We start from the raw sequence: 16,920 nt of genomic DNA, 5'->3' as shown, positions 1-16,920 counted from the left end.
TTAATAAATTTCCTTTCCCCAAGCTATTACTTGAACACCTTTTGAATAATGGACTTTTACAGGTGTATTGTTTAATAGAGATGAAAATCGTTTGTAATCTACTTCTAGAGTATTAATATTAAGTTGTTGGACAGGCCATTCCAAATGATGAATTTCAAATGCATTAATTCCATTTTTCCCATTTTGAAATAAAACATAACGCTCCGTTAACCAAAGATCTAAAGGAGTCTTGTTGAATACCTTCTCACCAATTTCAAAATCAATAGTAAAGCGATCAGAAAAATTATCATTTTTAGATTCATGACATTGGCTTTTTTGTTTCATTTTAGAATAACGATAAGGTAATTCTGACATCGCTTTTGCCAACTTACAAGAAAGCCACTTTCCTCCTTCTATACTTAAAAAGTAAACACCTGTTTTTCCTTTATACTTAACGTAAGTTCTAATATTGATTTCACCGAAATTAGAAATAGGAGGAAATGCAGGTAATAATCTAGGTCGTATTTTTTCCATTTTAAAAGACACCAAAGACACATACGCTTTATGCTCAAATAAGTCTATTTCTAGTTCTTTTGGAACGAATTTTCTTAATTCAGACACCTCTACTTCCCAATGTAAAAAGACGGCCTTATTCCATTCCTGATAATACTGCCATTTTTTATTTGATAAATCCCAAGGCCGATGATGAGTATGTTGTAAAAGTTTGTTTGTTGTCATCATTAAAATAATTCTTTAGGATGTGGGGTAAATTCAAAATTGGTATCTTAATTATCACTATTAAATGTTGATAATGGTGCACTTATATATGGTGTATAATTAGAAACAATCACTGAAATTGTATCTTGATTATTATAAGTTACTAATTTGTTCATTTCTTTTCTATATACCTTACTTTCATAAGTAAATTCATAAAACTCTAAATCAACCCCTTCTTTAGTTTCCACATTTACAATAGCTTGAACAATTTGATGATTATCATCTAGAATCATTACATTAATGTTTGATGTAATATAGTTAAAGGTAGATGAAAGAATAATGACCATAAAAAATGTGGGCATCATTCTTATTTCCTTAAGGACTTTCTTGTACTTCTTTGGATATTTTAGTGTTTCATGAAGACCCATTTCTATAATAGTAAAAAAGAGAAACATCATGAAATGAATACAAAATTTTAAAATTTTTGAAACAAGATATATGTCATAAAAAAATGTATAAGTTAAGTAGTATAAGATGAAGAAGAATGAAAGTATTACACCATAAATTATACTATATAAAATGATGTTTAATTTGGTCTCTAAATTCAATTAACTATTAATTTGTTTGTTTATAATCTAGTATCATTTTTTGAACACTTTGATGCTCACGTTGAGTTGCTTTTTTAAAATCTGAAGCTACATTATATTTTCCATCTTTAATGCCTGTATATATTCCTGCAATTACTTCTCCTAAAAAGTCTCCTAATACAGCTTGCCTTTCTTTAGTATAATCTTCTACAGATACATTATGAAAAGATAAATTAGTACCATACACCTCATTAATTCGATTAGCTAATTGTTGCTGCGTAATCGTTTCTCCTCCTAGATTATAAGTACTCGTATTATGATGCTCTTCTATTAGCATTTTAGCATAAGCAAACCCCAGTTCACCTCTGCTTGTATATATACATTTCCCATCAGCAGCACAATTTCGGATTTCACCTTCATTTTTATAAGTTTCTAAATAATCGAGATCAGGTTCGATATAAATTCCATTTCGACCAATTACCCAATCCATACCAGAATCCTTCACATCTTGTTCTGTTTGTCTATTACTTTGAACAATCGGACTAAATGCATTTCCTTCTTTAGCTCCAATGATACTGGTATAAACAATTTTCTTGACCCCATTTTCTTTTGCTGCATTGATAACATTTCTATGTTGAGGAATTCTTTTCTGAGGTTCATCCATTCCAGAAATCAAGAGTACTTTATCAATACCTTTCAAAGTCGTTTTGTACTCTTCAAAATTGTTGTAATCTCCTTTTCGAACTTCAATGCCAAGATGTTTAGCATTTTCAGGAGTACGAACAATCCCTATAACATTTTCAGCTCCAATTTCTTTTATTAGAGCATTGACAATAGCAGTTCCTAACTTTCCAGATGCAGCAGTTACAGCAATTTTCATAAGTATCAGAGATTAAAGTTTTTTTTCTTTCAATATACTATATTACTACTTTATTCTCTACCCTTCAACTCTGAAATTCTCATTGGCATTTTATCAATCTGATTGAATAAGATTTCTGGTAAAAGAACCTCTGTTTGTTTTCTTTTTATACCTCCATCTAAACCCAATAAAATAACTTGAAAATTGGCATCCTGATCAACGATACTTTTTAATTCATTATCCAATGGTTTCCACTTTTCTATAGAATTTGTATTGTAATCGATAATTTGGTAATTATCATCTATGATATGTATTAGAATAATTTTCCGATCTATCAATTCTTCTTTTTCACCAGAAAGAAGAACATTTTGTTTCATATAAACCTCATTTTCCAATGAAGATGATAGAAGGATAACTAATCGATTTTTCCATTTATAACTTTCTAATAATTGCATTGGTGAATAGAAAAATAGAAGGAGTAATAGGTATTTCATTTCCGCTTTTTTTAATACAAAATTAGAACAGTTGAATTAAAACTTTGTTTAAAAAAATAAGAGAATGAAACATTAGATTTCATCCTCTTATTTTACTATACATACTAGTTGAATTGGATTCAATCGTAAAATCAAAAGATAGAGGATTAATACAATCATTTTTGACAGCCTTACTATCCTCAAAGTTTTCAAAGGTTGTATCCGAGGAAACACTACTCGTATTTAAATCAAAATCTGTAATGATGGTTTCCATAGTGAGATCATCTTTCGCTAGACAATTGAAGTATTTTGCTTGTGCAATATGTTTTATGGTCTCCTTCTTTTTATTAAAATAATATTGATATTGAATTTCAGTATCTCCACTTTCATCATTAAATAATTCAATAGCAAAATGTGTATTTCCTCTATAATTCCAGAAAATATAAAGATGATCATAGTTCGGAACATCTTCTTTTTTGGTATAACGAGTAAAAGTGCTATCTAAATATGTTTTAGCAAAATACTCCACTTTTCCTTCCTTCAATTCAATTAAAGAATCAATTTTTTCTATCGATCGCTGATTAAGAATAGTATTCCCAAAGTTAAGATCAATAAGTTTAGGTGCTGTTGTTATTACCACTGTATCCTTCTCTACAATTGATGGAGTTTCTCCCTTACTATTTTGATCTAAATTCTGAGTTTTATTTGTTTCCTTCTTTGCACAAGAGAAGTTAAATATGAAGATGAAAAAGTAAAAAACTATTGATTTATTCATAGAAATATTTATTGTTAGTTTGCTTTATACATATAAATATAGTAGAAAAATCAATCATTTATTCTTTTCTTATTCTGTTAATTTATCAAAGTTTAATTCATTTGTTACCTTTCCATCATCAGAGTAGAAAAGCCATTCTCCTACCTTTTTTCCATTTCTAAAATAACCTTCACTTTCAACAGAACCATTTTGATAAAATAGTTGCCATTGCCCATAACGTTTTAACTTTTCGGTAACTGGTCCTGAAGCAATTAATTTACCTTCTTCGTTGTATTCTTTCAAAATGAGTTTTTTTAATTTCTCTATATAATGTACTTCTTTTTGTAACTTCCCTTCTATTGAGTAATGATAATGTGTTTCAATAAAATCGTTCTTATAAACTCTTTCTATTTCCAATTCACCAGATGGGTAATATCTTTTTGATATCCCTTCTTTTTTTCCTCTTTGATAATATTCAAAAGAACTGATTGTAGATGTTTTTGTAAAATAACTTATTGCTTTCCCCTCTTTAAAACCCTCTTTGAAAAGCTGAATACTCTGTAATTTTCCTTCAAAATTATACTTTTTGTAAACTCCATTAATTTTACCTTTTTGATATTGATACTCTTTAGCAAGAATTCCAGTTTTAAAGTACTTTTTAAAATCACCTTCTTTTAAACCATCTTCATAACATAATACACTCTCTATTACTCCAGTATCATAATAAGTAGTGATTGTATCGACTACCACTCCATTCACTAATAATCTTCTTTCTTTTAACTTTCCATTTTTATGATAGTGTAAGTATTCTCCTTCAAGTCTATTATTTTTATAAGTAAAAGTCCTTTCTATTTTTCCGTTTGCATAGAACAATTTAGAATTTCCATCTTTTCTCCCATTATGGTAATGTGTAATGCTTTGTAGAGTTCCGTCATAATAGTATTGTATATTTTCTCCTGATAATTGATCATTGACATACTCTCGTTTTTCCTTCACTTTACCAGATAGGTAATAGACAATATATTTTCCATCCCGTTTGCCATTTTTATAATTAATGATGGAAGATAATTGTGTATTAAGTTCTTTAGTTTTAAAATAATATTTCCATTCACCTTGCTTTTCACCATTCAATATTACTCCTCTAGCTTCAATTAGAGAATCATTAGTGTAAATTATTGTTTCTTTATTTTCAATATCTATTGATTGACTAAAACTATGAATGGGAAAGAATAAAATGAATAAAAGTATTGTATTTTTCAAATTGCTTTTCTTTAGGGTTATTACATATTCTAAGTTAGTTATCTTTTCTCAAATCAAATGGATTCAAAAAGATTTTTTTGATAATAAAATTGGAAAACTTACCCAAGGTTGATTTCTCATCTTTTGGTAAGTTGGTGTTACATAACAGTTCAGTTTATTTTCAAAAATTTGATATATATAAGGTGATAATTCAATAATATTTTTGTTTTCAGAAAAGTTAGGAATACATATAGACTTAATTTTTCCATTAACATCAAAATTGACATTTACATGAAGTAATAACCTATAATCTAAAGATGATAATAAGCCTTCGTATGATAATTCTGAATTAACAACATTATTTATATACTCCGCTGTACAAGATGAATTGCTAAATGTATTGTAGAAAATTGGGAAGTATTCTCCTTTATTAATTTTAGGATAGCAACGTCTTTTTATTGGATAAAGAAACGGTGAAATAATGACCTTGTCTATTTCTTCTAAACTTATTGTTGTTTCCTTTTCATTGTAATTATAGCCAAAGATTTTTCCTATAACAATTTCATTTTCAACCTTTAATGTCAATTCACCACAGATTAAAATTTCATAATCATCATCCATTAAATTTAATGCAAAAACCCATTCTTCACCTGGTTTAAATTTTCCAAGATAAGGCCTACATGCAGCGCCATTATCGCCAAAAACTCTTATAATTTTCTGGATTGAATAACCTCTAAACGTTTTATGAATCTTAATATTCATATAAGGTTCACCGTTAATTTTTTCTCCATAATTTTCTTTAAGTACTTCTCCTTTTACTACTATATCAGCTAGTTGATTAGCATAAGCAAAACCACCAATATATTTAAAACTACATGCTGATGAACTAAAAGTAATTATGAAAAAATTTAGAATTATGAGAATATATTTCATTGAGAGTTTGCTTCTATATTTGAAAAGAGTCTGTAAGATCAATGTTTAAGGTAACAAAAAAGGTAAGACATTTTAAATATCTTACCTTTTTTAAAGTTTTATTAAACTTATTTAGTAGTGTAAATAATTTCTTTCGCTTTAATTAATTCTTCATGCGTAATAAAATATCCTTTCTTCGTTTTACCATCGATCTTTATAGAATTAATATGATTGCTTTCTCCTCCTTTTTTACGAATAACCAATTGATCACTACCCCAAACTTCTTTATCTAATTGAATAATTACCTTATCAAAAGCAGGAGTAGTTAGTGCATATTGTGGTGTTGCTGGCGCATCAGGGTAAAAGCCCATCATTGAGAAAACCACCCATGCTGACATCGTTCCTGTATCATCATTTCCAGCAATTCCGTCAGGTTTATTTGTAAAATATTGCTCTCTTAGTTCAATTACCTTGTCCTGAGTCAAGTACTCTTTCCCTTTTATATAATTATAAGCATAAGGATAGGCAATATCTGGTTCATTTGCCATATCAAACTGTTTGGTTGAAAAGATCTCGTCTAATCTGTTTTGAAAACTTTTATTTCCACCAAATTGCTTAATTAAACCTGGAATATCGTATTGTACCATTAAGTTATATTGATATGCATTTCCTTCAACATAACCTACACTATGGGTAAAATTAGCTCCATCTTTTGGATCAAAAGGTGTATACCAATCTCCATTTTTATGTCTTGGTCTTAAGAAATCCGTTTCCCTATCAAAAAGCTTTTTATAACCCATCGAACGATCATAAAACTCCTTGTACCTTTCTTCATCTCCTAATGCTTTTGCATATTGTGCTATACTCCAATCTGCCACATTGTATTCTAATGAAGTAGAAACAGAACCCCATACTTTTTTATCTAATTCATCTTCAACAGGAATGTAACCGTACTTAATGTAATCATCAATACAAGGTCTAACTGGATTTCCTCCTTCTACTGGGTAGGCAGATTTTAAAATAGCTTCTAATGCTTTCTTTTCATCAAAATCTCTTAAACCGCGAACATAAGTATCAGCTACAACAATAGCTGCAGGGTCACCCACCATTGTAAATGTTTCTGTTCCGTTCAATTCCCATTTCGGCAACCAACCTGTTTCGTCATAAATATCCAACATTGTATTGACCATGTTTAATTGTTGTTCTGGATAAACCAATGTCATCAATTGATGTAAATTTCTATAAGTGTCCCACAAACTAAAAACTGTATAACGTTCACCTTCTGTTTTCTTAGTCTTACGCGTTTTGGCTTCAGGGTATTCTCCATTCACGTCACTCATCACATTAGGGTGAATCATAGAATGGTATAAAGCAGTATAGAAAACAGTTTTGTCATCCTCTGATCCTCCTTCAACTTTTATTCTTGAAAGTACATCATTCCAATTATTCTTTGCTCTTTCTGTAACCTCTTTAAATGGTAAATTAGAAACCTCTCTCTCTAGGTTTTCCCTTGCATTTTCAATGCTCACATAAGAAATACCTATCTTCACTTCTACTTCAGTTTCTACCTCAAAATCATAGGAGAAAAAAGCTCCTAGAGAATCACCAATTACGGGATAATATACATCTTCAATTATTCTTTGTTTTCCATTGTAGGCAGACATCCATTGTCCTTCGATACCTTCTACTTTATTGTGTTGCTGCCAAACGCCCGACTTATCCGCTACTTTATTGACTTTCATCACAAAATAAACGGGATAGATAGTTTTCGGATTATTATAACAGAAAGATCCGACCATACGCATTCCTTCTATTTCTTGATCATCAACAACTTTAATTAATCCTCCACTTTCATTTGATAGCGCTTGTCCCAAGTTCAGTAATAAGTTGGCTTTTCCAGCGGGGAATTTAAACTTACTTATCCCTGCCCTTTGTGTAGCAGTTACTTCAGTTGTAATATTATATTTTTCTAAGAAATTGGAATAATACCCTGCCTTTGCAGTTTCTTTTGAATAAGTAGTTCCATATTCAGAAGGATTAATATTTAATGCTCCTGTTGTAGGCATGACAATAATAGCCCCCAAATCAGGACAACCTACACCACTTAAATTGACATGGCTATAACCTGTAAAGATAGTATTTTCATAAGCATAAGGAAAAGAGACCCAATCACTATCTTTTTCCATTTTATTGTCTTTGCCTGAAGTATTAAAAGGAACAACAGACACCATTCCTCTTGGGGCTATTGCACCTGGATTTGTCGCACCATAATTGGAAGTTCCAATAAATGGATTGACATATTCTGTATAATCTTGAGCAAGTAATGAGGTACTCAAGAAAAATGAGAAAATAAATAATACCGTTTTCATTTCAATTAAAATAAAGTCTGAGACTATCAGAAGTTTTTAAGTAGTATATCTTTATAAATTTGAAGATAAAAACCTCCCATACTTAGTGTATAGAAGGTTTTCATTTCTAAAATCTTGCTTTATTCAATCACAATTTCATCTGTAAACATCCAAGGTTTGTTACCTGCTCCTGCATGCCATGATGGTAGTTGATCAAAAGGAACAGCTACCACTTTTACATATTGATAAGAACCTTCTACAGCCGTTTTGAAACGAGTGATACTAATCACTGGGTGATCTTTAGGCATCTCAATATTTTGAGTACTTAACTTTGTATATTCTTTTCCATCTTTAGAAACATAGAATGAAATTTCTTTTGGTAAGAATATCCAAGAAGAAGTATTTTCAAGGAAACCCATTGAAATTTGATGTAATTCTTCTGGTTTACCTAAATCGACAACTGCTTCTAAATTTTGATTGGAGACTCCATCCCACTTACCATCTCTTAGGTTATCAGAACCATAAATGCCATTTAAAATACCATCTTTTCCAGCATCATATTTCCCATGTTTTTTATAATTCAAGGATAATTTTGGATACTCTCCACCTGTGTTATAAAAAGCTTTTTTGAAATCAAATTCTGAAACTTTACTTGACACATTATTATCATTGACAGCCATTGCCTTCACCATAGTTGATTTATCCAAAGTAAAAGGTGTTGTAAACTCAGTAGAAGATGTCGTCGGTTCTGATCCATCTAAAGTATAATAGATTTTTACATTTGGAGTAACATCTGTTAGAGTAACGGTAGTAGATGCATTAAAAATCACTGATTTATTAGAAATAGCGGGGCGGAAAACTTGTTCCTTTTTAACCAACCATTTTTCTGTTTCTGATGGATCAATTGCGTATGAAACAGGTCTATCACCTACCTCTGTTGCCCATCTTGATTTGATATCTGACATCGTAAAAGACAATGTTCCGCCTGTTTCAATTTCATCATGAGTGATAAATGACATGCTATAAGGAGCTCCATTTAATGTAGCATGTTGGATGTAGATATTATTAAAATCGTTATTAGGAGCTTCAATAATAAAATCTTGTCCATTATTTAAATGTATCGTCACTTTCTTGAAAATAGGTGAACCAATAATATATTGACCACTAGCTGGATTAACAGGATAAAATCCCATCGCAGAAAATACATACCATGCAGACATCTGACCACAATCTTCATTTCCAGATAATCCATCTCTCTTCGCAGTATACATTTCATCCATAACCTGACGAATACGGGCCTGCGTCTTCCATGGCTGACCGGCATAATTGTACAAGTAAATGGCATGATGAGAAGGTTCGTTACCTTGAGCATATTGGCCAATTAAACCCGTAACATCATGCGCCATGTGATTATCATTGACTGCTTCCTGTACGAACATATCATCAATTTTAGCTACAAAACCTTCATCTCCACCATGCAAACCTATTAAACCGTTTACATCTTGTGGAGCAAAGAAATTGTAATGCCAAGCATTTCCTTCTGTATAATCACCAGCACCCAATAAAGAAATTTTCATTGGGTCGAAAGGTGTTGTCCAATTACCATATAAATCTTTTCCTCTTATGAACCCTGTTTCTTCATCAAATAACAGCTTATAATTTAAGGCTCTATTAATATATTTTTTATAGTCTTCTTCTTTTCCTAATCGTTTTGCTACTTGTGCAACCGTCCACATATCATAAGCATATTCCACATCCTTTGAGACCGCATTTGATTCTTTTTCAACTGGTATATATCCTTCAGAATTAAACCAATTTAAACCTCTTTTTGGATCTTCTGCTGCTGCAACTAATGCCTCATATGCTAATTCTTCATCAAAGTCAGTTTGTCCTTTCAACATGGCATCTGCTATGACTGGAGCTGAATGAAAACCAATCATCGTTCCTGTTTCATTTGCTGAAAGTTCCCAAATAGGTAATTGTCCAGACTGTTGATATTTTGCTAACATTGATTTGATGAAATCATTATTTTCAGCAGGGGCAATAAAAGTGTATAAAGGATGTGTTGCTCTAAACGTATCCCAAAGTGAGAATAATGTATAGTTTGTAAATCCATCTGCTTTATAAATTTTGTGATCCATTCCTCTGTATGAACCATCTACATCCATATATACATTGGGAGCCATCATAGTATGATATAAAGCGGTATAGAAAATAGTTTTCTGCACTTTATCATCACCTTCCACTTCAATTTTTGATAATTTTTCATTCCATTGTGCTTGTGCTTGCTTATGGATTCCGTCAAAATCAAAATCTTTAACCTCTGTTTCTAAATTTTTACGCGCACCTTCAACTGAAACAGCAGAAATAGCAACTTTCACAATTACTTCTTCATTTACCTCTGTTTCATAATTAATCACAGCTTTAACACCTGTTCCAGAAAGATTCGATACGTTTTGTATTAATTTTCCTTCTTTTACACCATCAACGGATTTAAATGGTTTAGAGAATTGAGCTACAAAATAAACATATTGATCTCTAGCCCATCCAGAAGAACGTCTTAATCCTACAATCTCATTCTTCCCATTGATTTTATACCATGTTTCCCTTGGTGAATCTGAAATACCATGCTTTAGGTCTAGCATAATATGAGAAGCTTTTGAATTAGGGAAAGTATAACGGTGTACACCCACACGTGTCGTAGAAGTTAATTCAGCTTGAACTTTATAATCTTCTAAATACACTGAATAATAACCTGGGTGTGCTTGTTCTTTTATATGTTCAAAACGTGATCTGTATCCACTATCAGGGTCTTCTTTTGTTCCTGCATCGATTTTAATTCCTCCAACAGTTGGCATAAGTAAAATATCCCCATAATCACCTCCACCGGTTCCTGAAAGGTGTGTATGAGAAAATCCCATAATGGAAGAATCTGATGCGTGGTATCCTGAACACCAATCCCATCCTTGGATACCAGTATCCGGACTTAATTGTACCATACCAAAAGGAACTGTTGCTCCAGGAAAAGTATGACCATGACCTCCAGTACCTATAAAAGGATCAATATATTTTGTATAATCTATTATTTCAGGATCATCCTGTTCGCTACTAGCTACTTTATTTAAATGGGAAACACAACTAAAAAGTAGAGGTACCCAAAAGAAAGAAATGAAAATTCGATTCATTTTATATTGTATTTATTCTATTATTATTTCATCAACAAAAAGCCAAGCGGGTTGACCTGCTCCCATAGCCCCTTCTGGTAATGGGCCTCCATTTATATATTTAACCTTGATCGACTTGATATTTTTTAATTTAGACAGGTCCTCCCAACTATAAATTAACACATCGCCGTCTACAGTCGTTTCATCCATTCTGTATTTATCCGCAGATTTATATTTTTTCCCGTCTTTAGAATACATGATTTCTATATTCTTCGGAGCCATAATCCACGAGCCTACTTCATCGTATGCTCTTATACTTATCTTTTTTGGGTTAATAGGTTTTTCAAAAGTTAAAGTTGCGGTAAGGTCTTTACCATTAAATCCTAACCAGTTTTCATCTTTAAATTTCTGTTCGTTGGCTAAACGACCATCCACTAATCCTTGTGCACCTACGGTGTTATATGGTTTATCGGGATTAATAGATAAAGATACTTTGGCATAATTACCTTGATGAATCACAAATTTGGAAATAGCAGGATCACCATATTTTTTACCATTTTTATAACCTTGAAGTATTACTTCTCCTGTTTCTTTTATCTCAATTGCTCCGTTATAATTCATGAATTGAGTAGAAGATGGAGTTTTGTATTTTAATGAAACTCCATCAATTAGTGAATTTCCTTCAATAAAAAGTCCGTTCTCTTTCTTAAAAACATTGACTTCTAAAACTTTGGAAGATGGACCATATTGGATTCCTTTTTTGTCTAGATAAGCATATTCTCTTTCAAGACGTTGCATAAAATTATCAAACCCTTCTTTTTGACCAATCCATAAAGCTTCAGACAAGGCCAAAAGTCTTGGGAAAACCATAAAGTCTAAACGTGCTTTATCTGGCATTCTTTCTGTCCATAATGTAGCCTCTCCACCCAAAATATGATGATGTTTATCTTCTATTAAATCAATTGGAATAGGACTATAATTATAGACTTGTTTTACATCTGTAGTTTCAATATCATAATCAAAATAACACATACCTGTTGGGGATACAATTACATCATTACCCAGCTCTGCAATCTTTCTAACGGCATCTTTATCGTGCCAATCTCTCCAAAGTTGAACTGTAGCTGTTTCTGAAAGTCCTCCTTCAAGGATTTCATCCCAACCAATCATCTCTTTTCCGTTATTATTAACGACTTTTTCTATTCTTTTGATAAAATAACTTTGTAATTCGTTTTCATTCTTCAAACCTTCAGATTTGATTTTAGCTTGACATTTATCACAGACTTCCCATCTTGATTTAGGACATTCATCTCCTCCAATATGCATGTAATTCGAAGGGAAAAGAGGCATTATTTCTTTTAAAATATTTTCAATAAAAACATAAGTATCTTCATTGCCTATACAAAGTACATCTTTATGAACACCCCACTCTGTCTGAACGTCAAAAGGCCCACCAGTACAAGAATATTGTGGATATGAAGCCAAAGCAGCTAACATATGTCCAGGCATATCAATTTCAGGTATCACTTCAATTCCTCTTTTAGAAGCATAAGCGACAACTTCTTTAATCTGTTCTTGTGTATAAAATCCCCCGTATTTTGTTCCATCTTTTTCAACTCTCCATGCACTATTATTTGCGAGTTCAGGGTATTGTTTGACTTCTATTCGCCACCCTTGATCTTCGGTGAGATGCCAATGAAACTTATTCAACTTATAGTGAGCCATCAAATCCAAATAAGATTTTATAATCTCCACTGAAAAGAAATGTCTACTTACATCCAACATCATTCCTCTCCATGCAAACTTTGGAAAATCATAAATAATTACGTTCGGTATAGTTGAATTGAAACCTAGAAACTGTAGAATAGTAGATGATCCATTAATAATTCCCTTGGTTGTTTTTGCTTTTAAGACAATAGAGGAATCAACAATAGTTAATTGATAACCTTCAGCTTCTTGAATTGTAGAGTCTAATAGCATCTTTATACTACTTTTTTCTAATTCATTTGTACTTGAAACTGATAAGCCTGTTTGAAATTTTATTTCATCAATAAAATGTTGAACATCAAAATTTTGATCTTCAATATAAATCCAATCATTGTTCTGCAACTTAAATTCACCCTCTTTCCATTCTATATTTTGAGGATAAGGGATTAAAGTAGGTTTTGATGTTTGAGCAATTACTATTTGACTCAATAGAAGTAATATTGTTAGTAGTTTTAATTTCATTTCAAGAGATTTATTTAATCGCAATACTAAAAGGTAAAGGACAACTAAATGTGATATTTAATTGCCCTTTTTTATTTCTAGATGAACTCAAGCGTTCCTCCTTGTATTAAATCATTGTGACTTATTTTCCAACCTTTAATTTCTTTTCCATTGAAAAGCACTTTGCTAGCGGTTGGGTGCTCGTCAGATATATTTTTTGCGATAATTTTTAATTCTTTTCCATTACCTAAAGTCACAATGGCATTCTTAAATAATGGTGCACCTAAGTCATATGTTGCATTACCCGGGTTTACAGGATACAAACCAATTGAACTTAAAATAAACCATGAAGACATTTGACCACAATCCTCATTACCACAAACTCCATCAGGAGTAGACTTATATTGCGTATTCATGATTTGACGAATAAGCTTCTGTCCTTTCTCTGGTTTATTAATGTAATTGTATAAGTAAGCTACATGATGAGAAGGTTCATTACCATGAGCATATTGTCCAATCATACCTGTAGAAAAGATCGGTAATTTGTCATCCGCTGTTGGATAATATGTGAACATTGAATCTAATCTTTGTTCAAAACGCTCTTCTCCACCCATTGCATCAATTAGGCCTTTTACATTTTGTGGTACATAGAAGAAATATTGCCATGCATTGCTTTCACAAAAGTGATCTGTATAATCCTTTGGGGTAAAATCTTCAATAAATTTTCCATTTTTGTCTTTTGGACGCATAAAAGAAGACTCAGGGTCATATACATTCCTCCAGTTTTCAGCACGTTTAGCAAAATATTTATAGTCATCTTCTTTCCCTAATGCTTTGGCAAATTCAGCGACACACCAATCATCATATGCATATTCTAGTGTTTTGGAAACATTCCAATTTTCATGATCATAACTGATAGGTACATAACCTAATTTGATGTAATCTTTCATTGCATCACCATTTTCATTCATGGCAGAGGCTTTACAAGCTTCATAAGCTTTTTCTACATCAAATCCTTTTATTCCTTTAAAATAAGCATCTGTAATGATGGGGACAGCATGATAACCGATCATCATATTTGTTTCATTTCCTTTCATTGACCATACAGGTAATAAACCTGTTTCATCATAATGGGAAAGAAAAGAATTGATCATATCAGGTACTCTATTCGTATGAATCATTGTATACAAAGGATGTACAGCTCTATAAGTATCCCATAATGAAAAGGTATCATATTTATTAAATCCCTTTGCTATATGATTTTTTTGATCAGCACCTTTGTATGCACCGTCTACATCTGAATGTAAAGTTGGTGCTAACATCGACTGATACATTGCTGTATAGAAAACTCTCAAGTGCTCAATGTCATTTGAAGAGACTTTAATTTTTTCTAATTCTTTTTCCCATGTATCAGAAGCATTTTGTTTTACTTGGTTAAAATCCCAAGTTGTATTTTCTGCAGCCAGATTTTTTTGAGCACCTTCAATGCTTGCTGATGACAGTGCCACTTTTATTAAAACTTCATTTTTGTCTTTTGAAGTATCAAAATGGAAGTATCCTCTTGTTTTCTTTGCTTTAATTTCCTTGCCTTCAACTTTACTTAGCTTATCTCCTTTTTCAGAATTGAACAATTCGTAAGAGGTAAAAGGAACACTAAATTTTGCAACAAAGAATTCATGTTGAACAGGTGCCCAACCCGAAGAAAAACGGTAACCTACTACAGTTTGATTATCAATTACTTTTAGATATGTATCAGTAGGACCATCCCAGTTTAAAGCATAGCCTAGATTTATATAAATCTGAGAATCATCATCTTTAGGGAAAGTATATTTATGAAAACCTGTTCTAGAAGTAGCCGTCATCTCAGCATGAATATCGTAATCTAGAAGATCTACGGCATAATAACCCGGTTCTGCTTCTTCTTTCTCATGTGAAAATAAAGAAACAGGTCTAATATTTCCATTTTCAGTTAATGTTCTATCTGACTTACTGTTAAAGGGCATTACAAGAATATCATATAAATCACCTGCTCCAGTTCCTGAAAGGTGAGTATGAGAAAAACCTGCTATAGTAGAATCAGGCCAAAAATAACCTGCAATTCTATCCCAACCACCATATCCATTGTCAGGAGAAAGTTGAACCATACCATGAGGAACAGTCGCTCCAGGGTATGTATTACCAGGTCCATCTGTACCTACAAAAGGATTAACATAATCAGTATATCTCACTTGAACTGTTTTATGTTCTGGCTTATTTTCAGAACAAGAAACAAAAAGTGAGATTGATAATAAGGCTAGTAAAGTTGATTTGATATTTATCATTTAAAACGTAGTTAATGCATTGTTGGTCAATTGAAATGGTTAATTACCACTCTAATTTATATTTTGAATCTTCCATTCTGTTTCCGTTGGCAGTATCTACCACAGCGAAATTAAATCCACTACGAATACTGTATCCACCATATTCACCTTTATTATTAATAGCTAAGAAACCGACTTGAAGATTTTCCATTCTATTTTTATGGGTATCCATAATACGTTTTACTGCAATTTCACATGCTTCAGCAGGTGATTTCCCCATACGCATATGTTCTACAACCATGGCTGAACCAGCAGTTCTGATTACAGCTTCCCCTAATCCAGTAGCACAAGCTGCTCCAATTTCACCATCTACAAATAGACCTGCACCAATAAGTGGCGAATCACCCACTCTACCATGCATTTTATAAGCAGCACCAGAAGTTGTACAAGCGCCTGCAATATGTCCTTTGGCATCAATAGCTAATGCTCCAATAGTATCATGATTTTCAATATTAATGACTGGCTTATATTCAGATTTCTTTAACCATTCTTCCCAATCTTTTTTAGATTTTTCAGTTAGAAGGTTTTCTTCCTTAAAACCTTGAGACAAAGCAAAAGTCTTGGCTCCTTGACCTACAAGCATGGCATGTGGTGTTTTTTCCATCACTAATCTAGCTACAGAAATTGGATGCATAATATCTTCTAAACACGCTACAGCTCCACACTCATAATCATGATTCATGATACAAGCATCTAAGGTTACTATACCATCACGATCGGGTAAACCTCCATAACCTACACTTCTTTCATTAGGGTCACCTTCAGGTACTCTTACACCTGCTTCCACAGCATCAAGAGAAGAACCTCCATCTTTTAAAATTTTCCAACCCGCTTCATTTGCTCCAAAACCATGATTCCATGTTGAAATCATTAAAGGCATTGTACCTTTTCTTTTCCCTGCAAATGAAAATGAAGATAATGTTGGTGATATTAATGCGGCTGATGATAAAGCCGAAACTTTTAAAAAATCTCTTCTGCTTCCCATGGATAAATACGTGTTATGTGATTACTTCAATTTGAATAACTTAAAAAGATAATATATGATTCATTCTTGAGTTTAATATTTCAATCATTTCATGGTAAAATCGTATTGTTTCTTTCTATTAATATTCTGTAGTAATGCTAAGGTTTCTATTATTTTTAACGTGTTAAATTTACACATTCGAAATCAAAAAACGCATAAACACGCATATTCAAGCTTAAACAAATGATAATTATTAACAATATCGTGCAAAAAAAAGAAGGAAAATTTCTCTTCCTTCTTCAATTATTATGATAGAACTAACATGTCCTATAAGTTTATAACAAAAGAGATCATTA

The 16,920-nt window shown here is 32.0% G+C and carries 12 protein-coding genes; all 12 read right to left on the bottom strand.

Features of this window, described 5'->3' with window-relative positions; genetic code table 11:
• The 12 genes from ACXAHM_RS07735 to ACXAHM_RS07680 all read right to left on the bottom strand — a co-directional run bounded on the left by ACXAHM_RS07735 (position 1) and on the right by ACXAHM_RS07680 (position 16,585).
• Positions 1-720: a YqjF family protein gene (locus ACXAHM_RS07735; protein ID WP_474959846.1), complete on the bottom strand. Its 720-nt coding sequence runs from the start codon at positions 718-720 to the stop codon at positions 1-3.
• A 44-nt stretch (positions 721-764) separates the two neighbouring features.
• On the bottom strand, positions 765-1,154 hold the full coding sequence (locus tag ACXAHM_RS07730; RefSeq protein WP_474959845.1) for a hypothetical protein: 390 nt from the start codon (positions 1,152-1,154) through the stop codon (positions 765-767).
• Between the two features lie 157 nt (positions 1,155-1,311).
• On the bottom strand, positions 1,312-2,163 hold the full coding sequence (locus ACXAHM_RS07725; RefSeq protein WP_474959844.1) for an SDR family oxidoreductase: 852 nt from the start codon (positions 2,161-2,163) through the stop codon (positions 1,312-1,314).
• Between the two features lie 50 nt (positions 2,164-2,213).
• Positions 2,214-2,636 carry a DUF4174 domain-containing protein gene (locus tag ACXAHM_RS07720; protein ID WP_474959843.1) on the bottom strand — a complete coding sequence of 141 codons (423 nt, stop codon included), beginning with the start codon at positions 2,634-2,636 and terminating at the stop codon, positions 2,214-2,216.
• A gap of 79 nt (positions 2,637-2,715) precedes the next feature.
• Complete coding sequence (locus ACXAHM_RS07715; RefSeq protein ID WP_474959842.1) at positions 2,716-3,390, bottom strand: hypothetical protein; 675 nt, start codon at positions 3,388-3,390, stop codon at positions 2,716-2,718.
• Between the two features lie 69 nt (positions 3,391-3,459).
• Complete coding sequence (locus ACXAHM_RS07710; RefSeq protein WP_474959841.1) at positions 3,460-4,629, bottom strand: toxin-antitoxin system YwqK family antitoxin; 1,170 nt, start codon at positions 4,627-4,629, stop codon at positions 3,460-3,462.
• A 63-nt stretch (positions 4,630-4,692) separates the two neighbouring features.
• Entirely contained in the window at positions 4,693-5,541 is an 849-nt protein-coding gene (locus tag ACXAHM_RS07705) for a hypothetical protein (RefSeq protein WP_474959840.1), read from the bottom strand.
• 107 nt (positions 5,542-5,648) lie between these two features.
• Entirely contained in the window at positions 5,649-7,889 is a 2,241-nt protein-coding gene (locus tag ACXAHM_RS07700; RefSeq protein ID WP_474959839.1) for a GH92 family glycosyl hydrolase, read from the bottom strand.
• Positions 7,890-8,008: 119 nt separating this feature from the next.
• Positions 8,009-11,053 carry a GH92 family glycosyl hydrolase gene (locus tag ACXAHM_RS07695; RefSeq protein WP_474959838.1) on the bottom strand — a complete coding sequence of 1,015 codons (3,045 nt, stop codon included), beginning with the start codon at positions 11,051-11,053 and terminating at the stop codon, positions 8,009-8,011.
• A gap of 12 nt (positions 11,054-11,065) precedes the next feature.
• The gene (locus ACXAHM_RS07690; RefSeq protein ID WP_474959837.1) at positions 11,066-13,261 is read right to left on the bottom strand and encodes a beta-N-acetylhexosaminidase; all 2,196 of its coding nucleotides are present in this window, start codon (positions 13,259-13,261) and stop codon (positions 11,066-11,068) included.
• 77 nt (positions 13,262-13,338) lie between these two features.
• The gene (locus ACXAHM_RS07685; protein WP_474959836.1) at positions 13,339-15,561 is read right to left on the bottom strand and encodes a GH92 family glycosyl hydrolase; all 2,223 of its coding nucleotides are present in this window, start codon (positions 15,559-15,561) and stop codon (positions 13,339-13,341) included.
• A 43-nt stretch (positions 15,562-15,604) separates the two neighbouring features.
• On the bottom strand, positions 15,605-16,585 hold the full coding sequence (locus ACXAHM_RS07680; protein ID WP_474959835.1) for an isoaspartyl peptidase/L-asparaginase family protein: 981 nt from the start codon (positions 16,583-16,585) through the stop codon (positions 15,605-15,607).
• Positions 16,586-16,920 lie beyond the last annotated feature (335 nt).

The organism is Flammeovirga sp. AWQ4_249 (assembly GCF_056161045.1).
The sequence above is the reverse complement of the archived record's forward strand: the minus strand, read 5'-3'. Positions and strand labels throughout refer to the sequence as shown.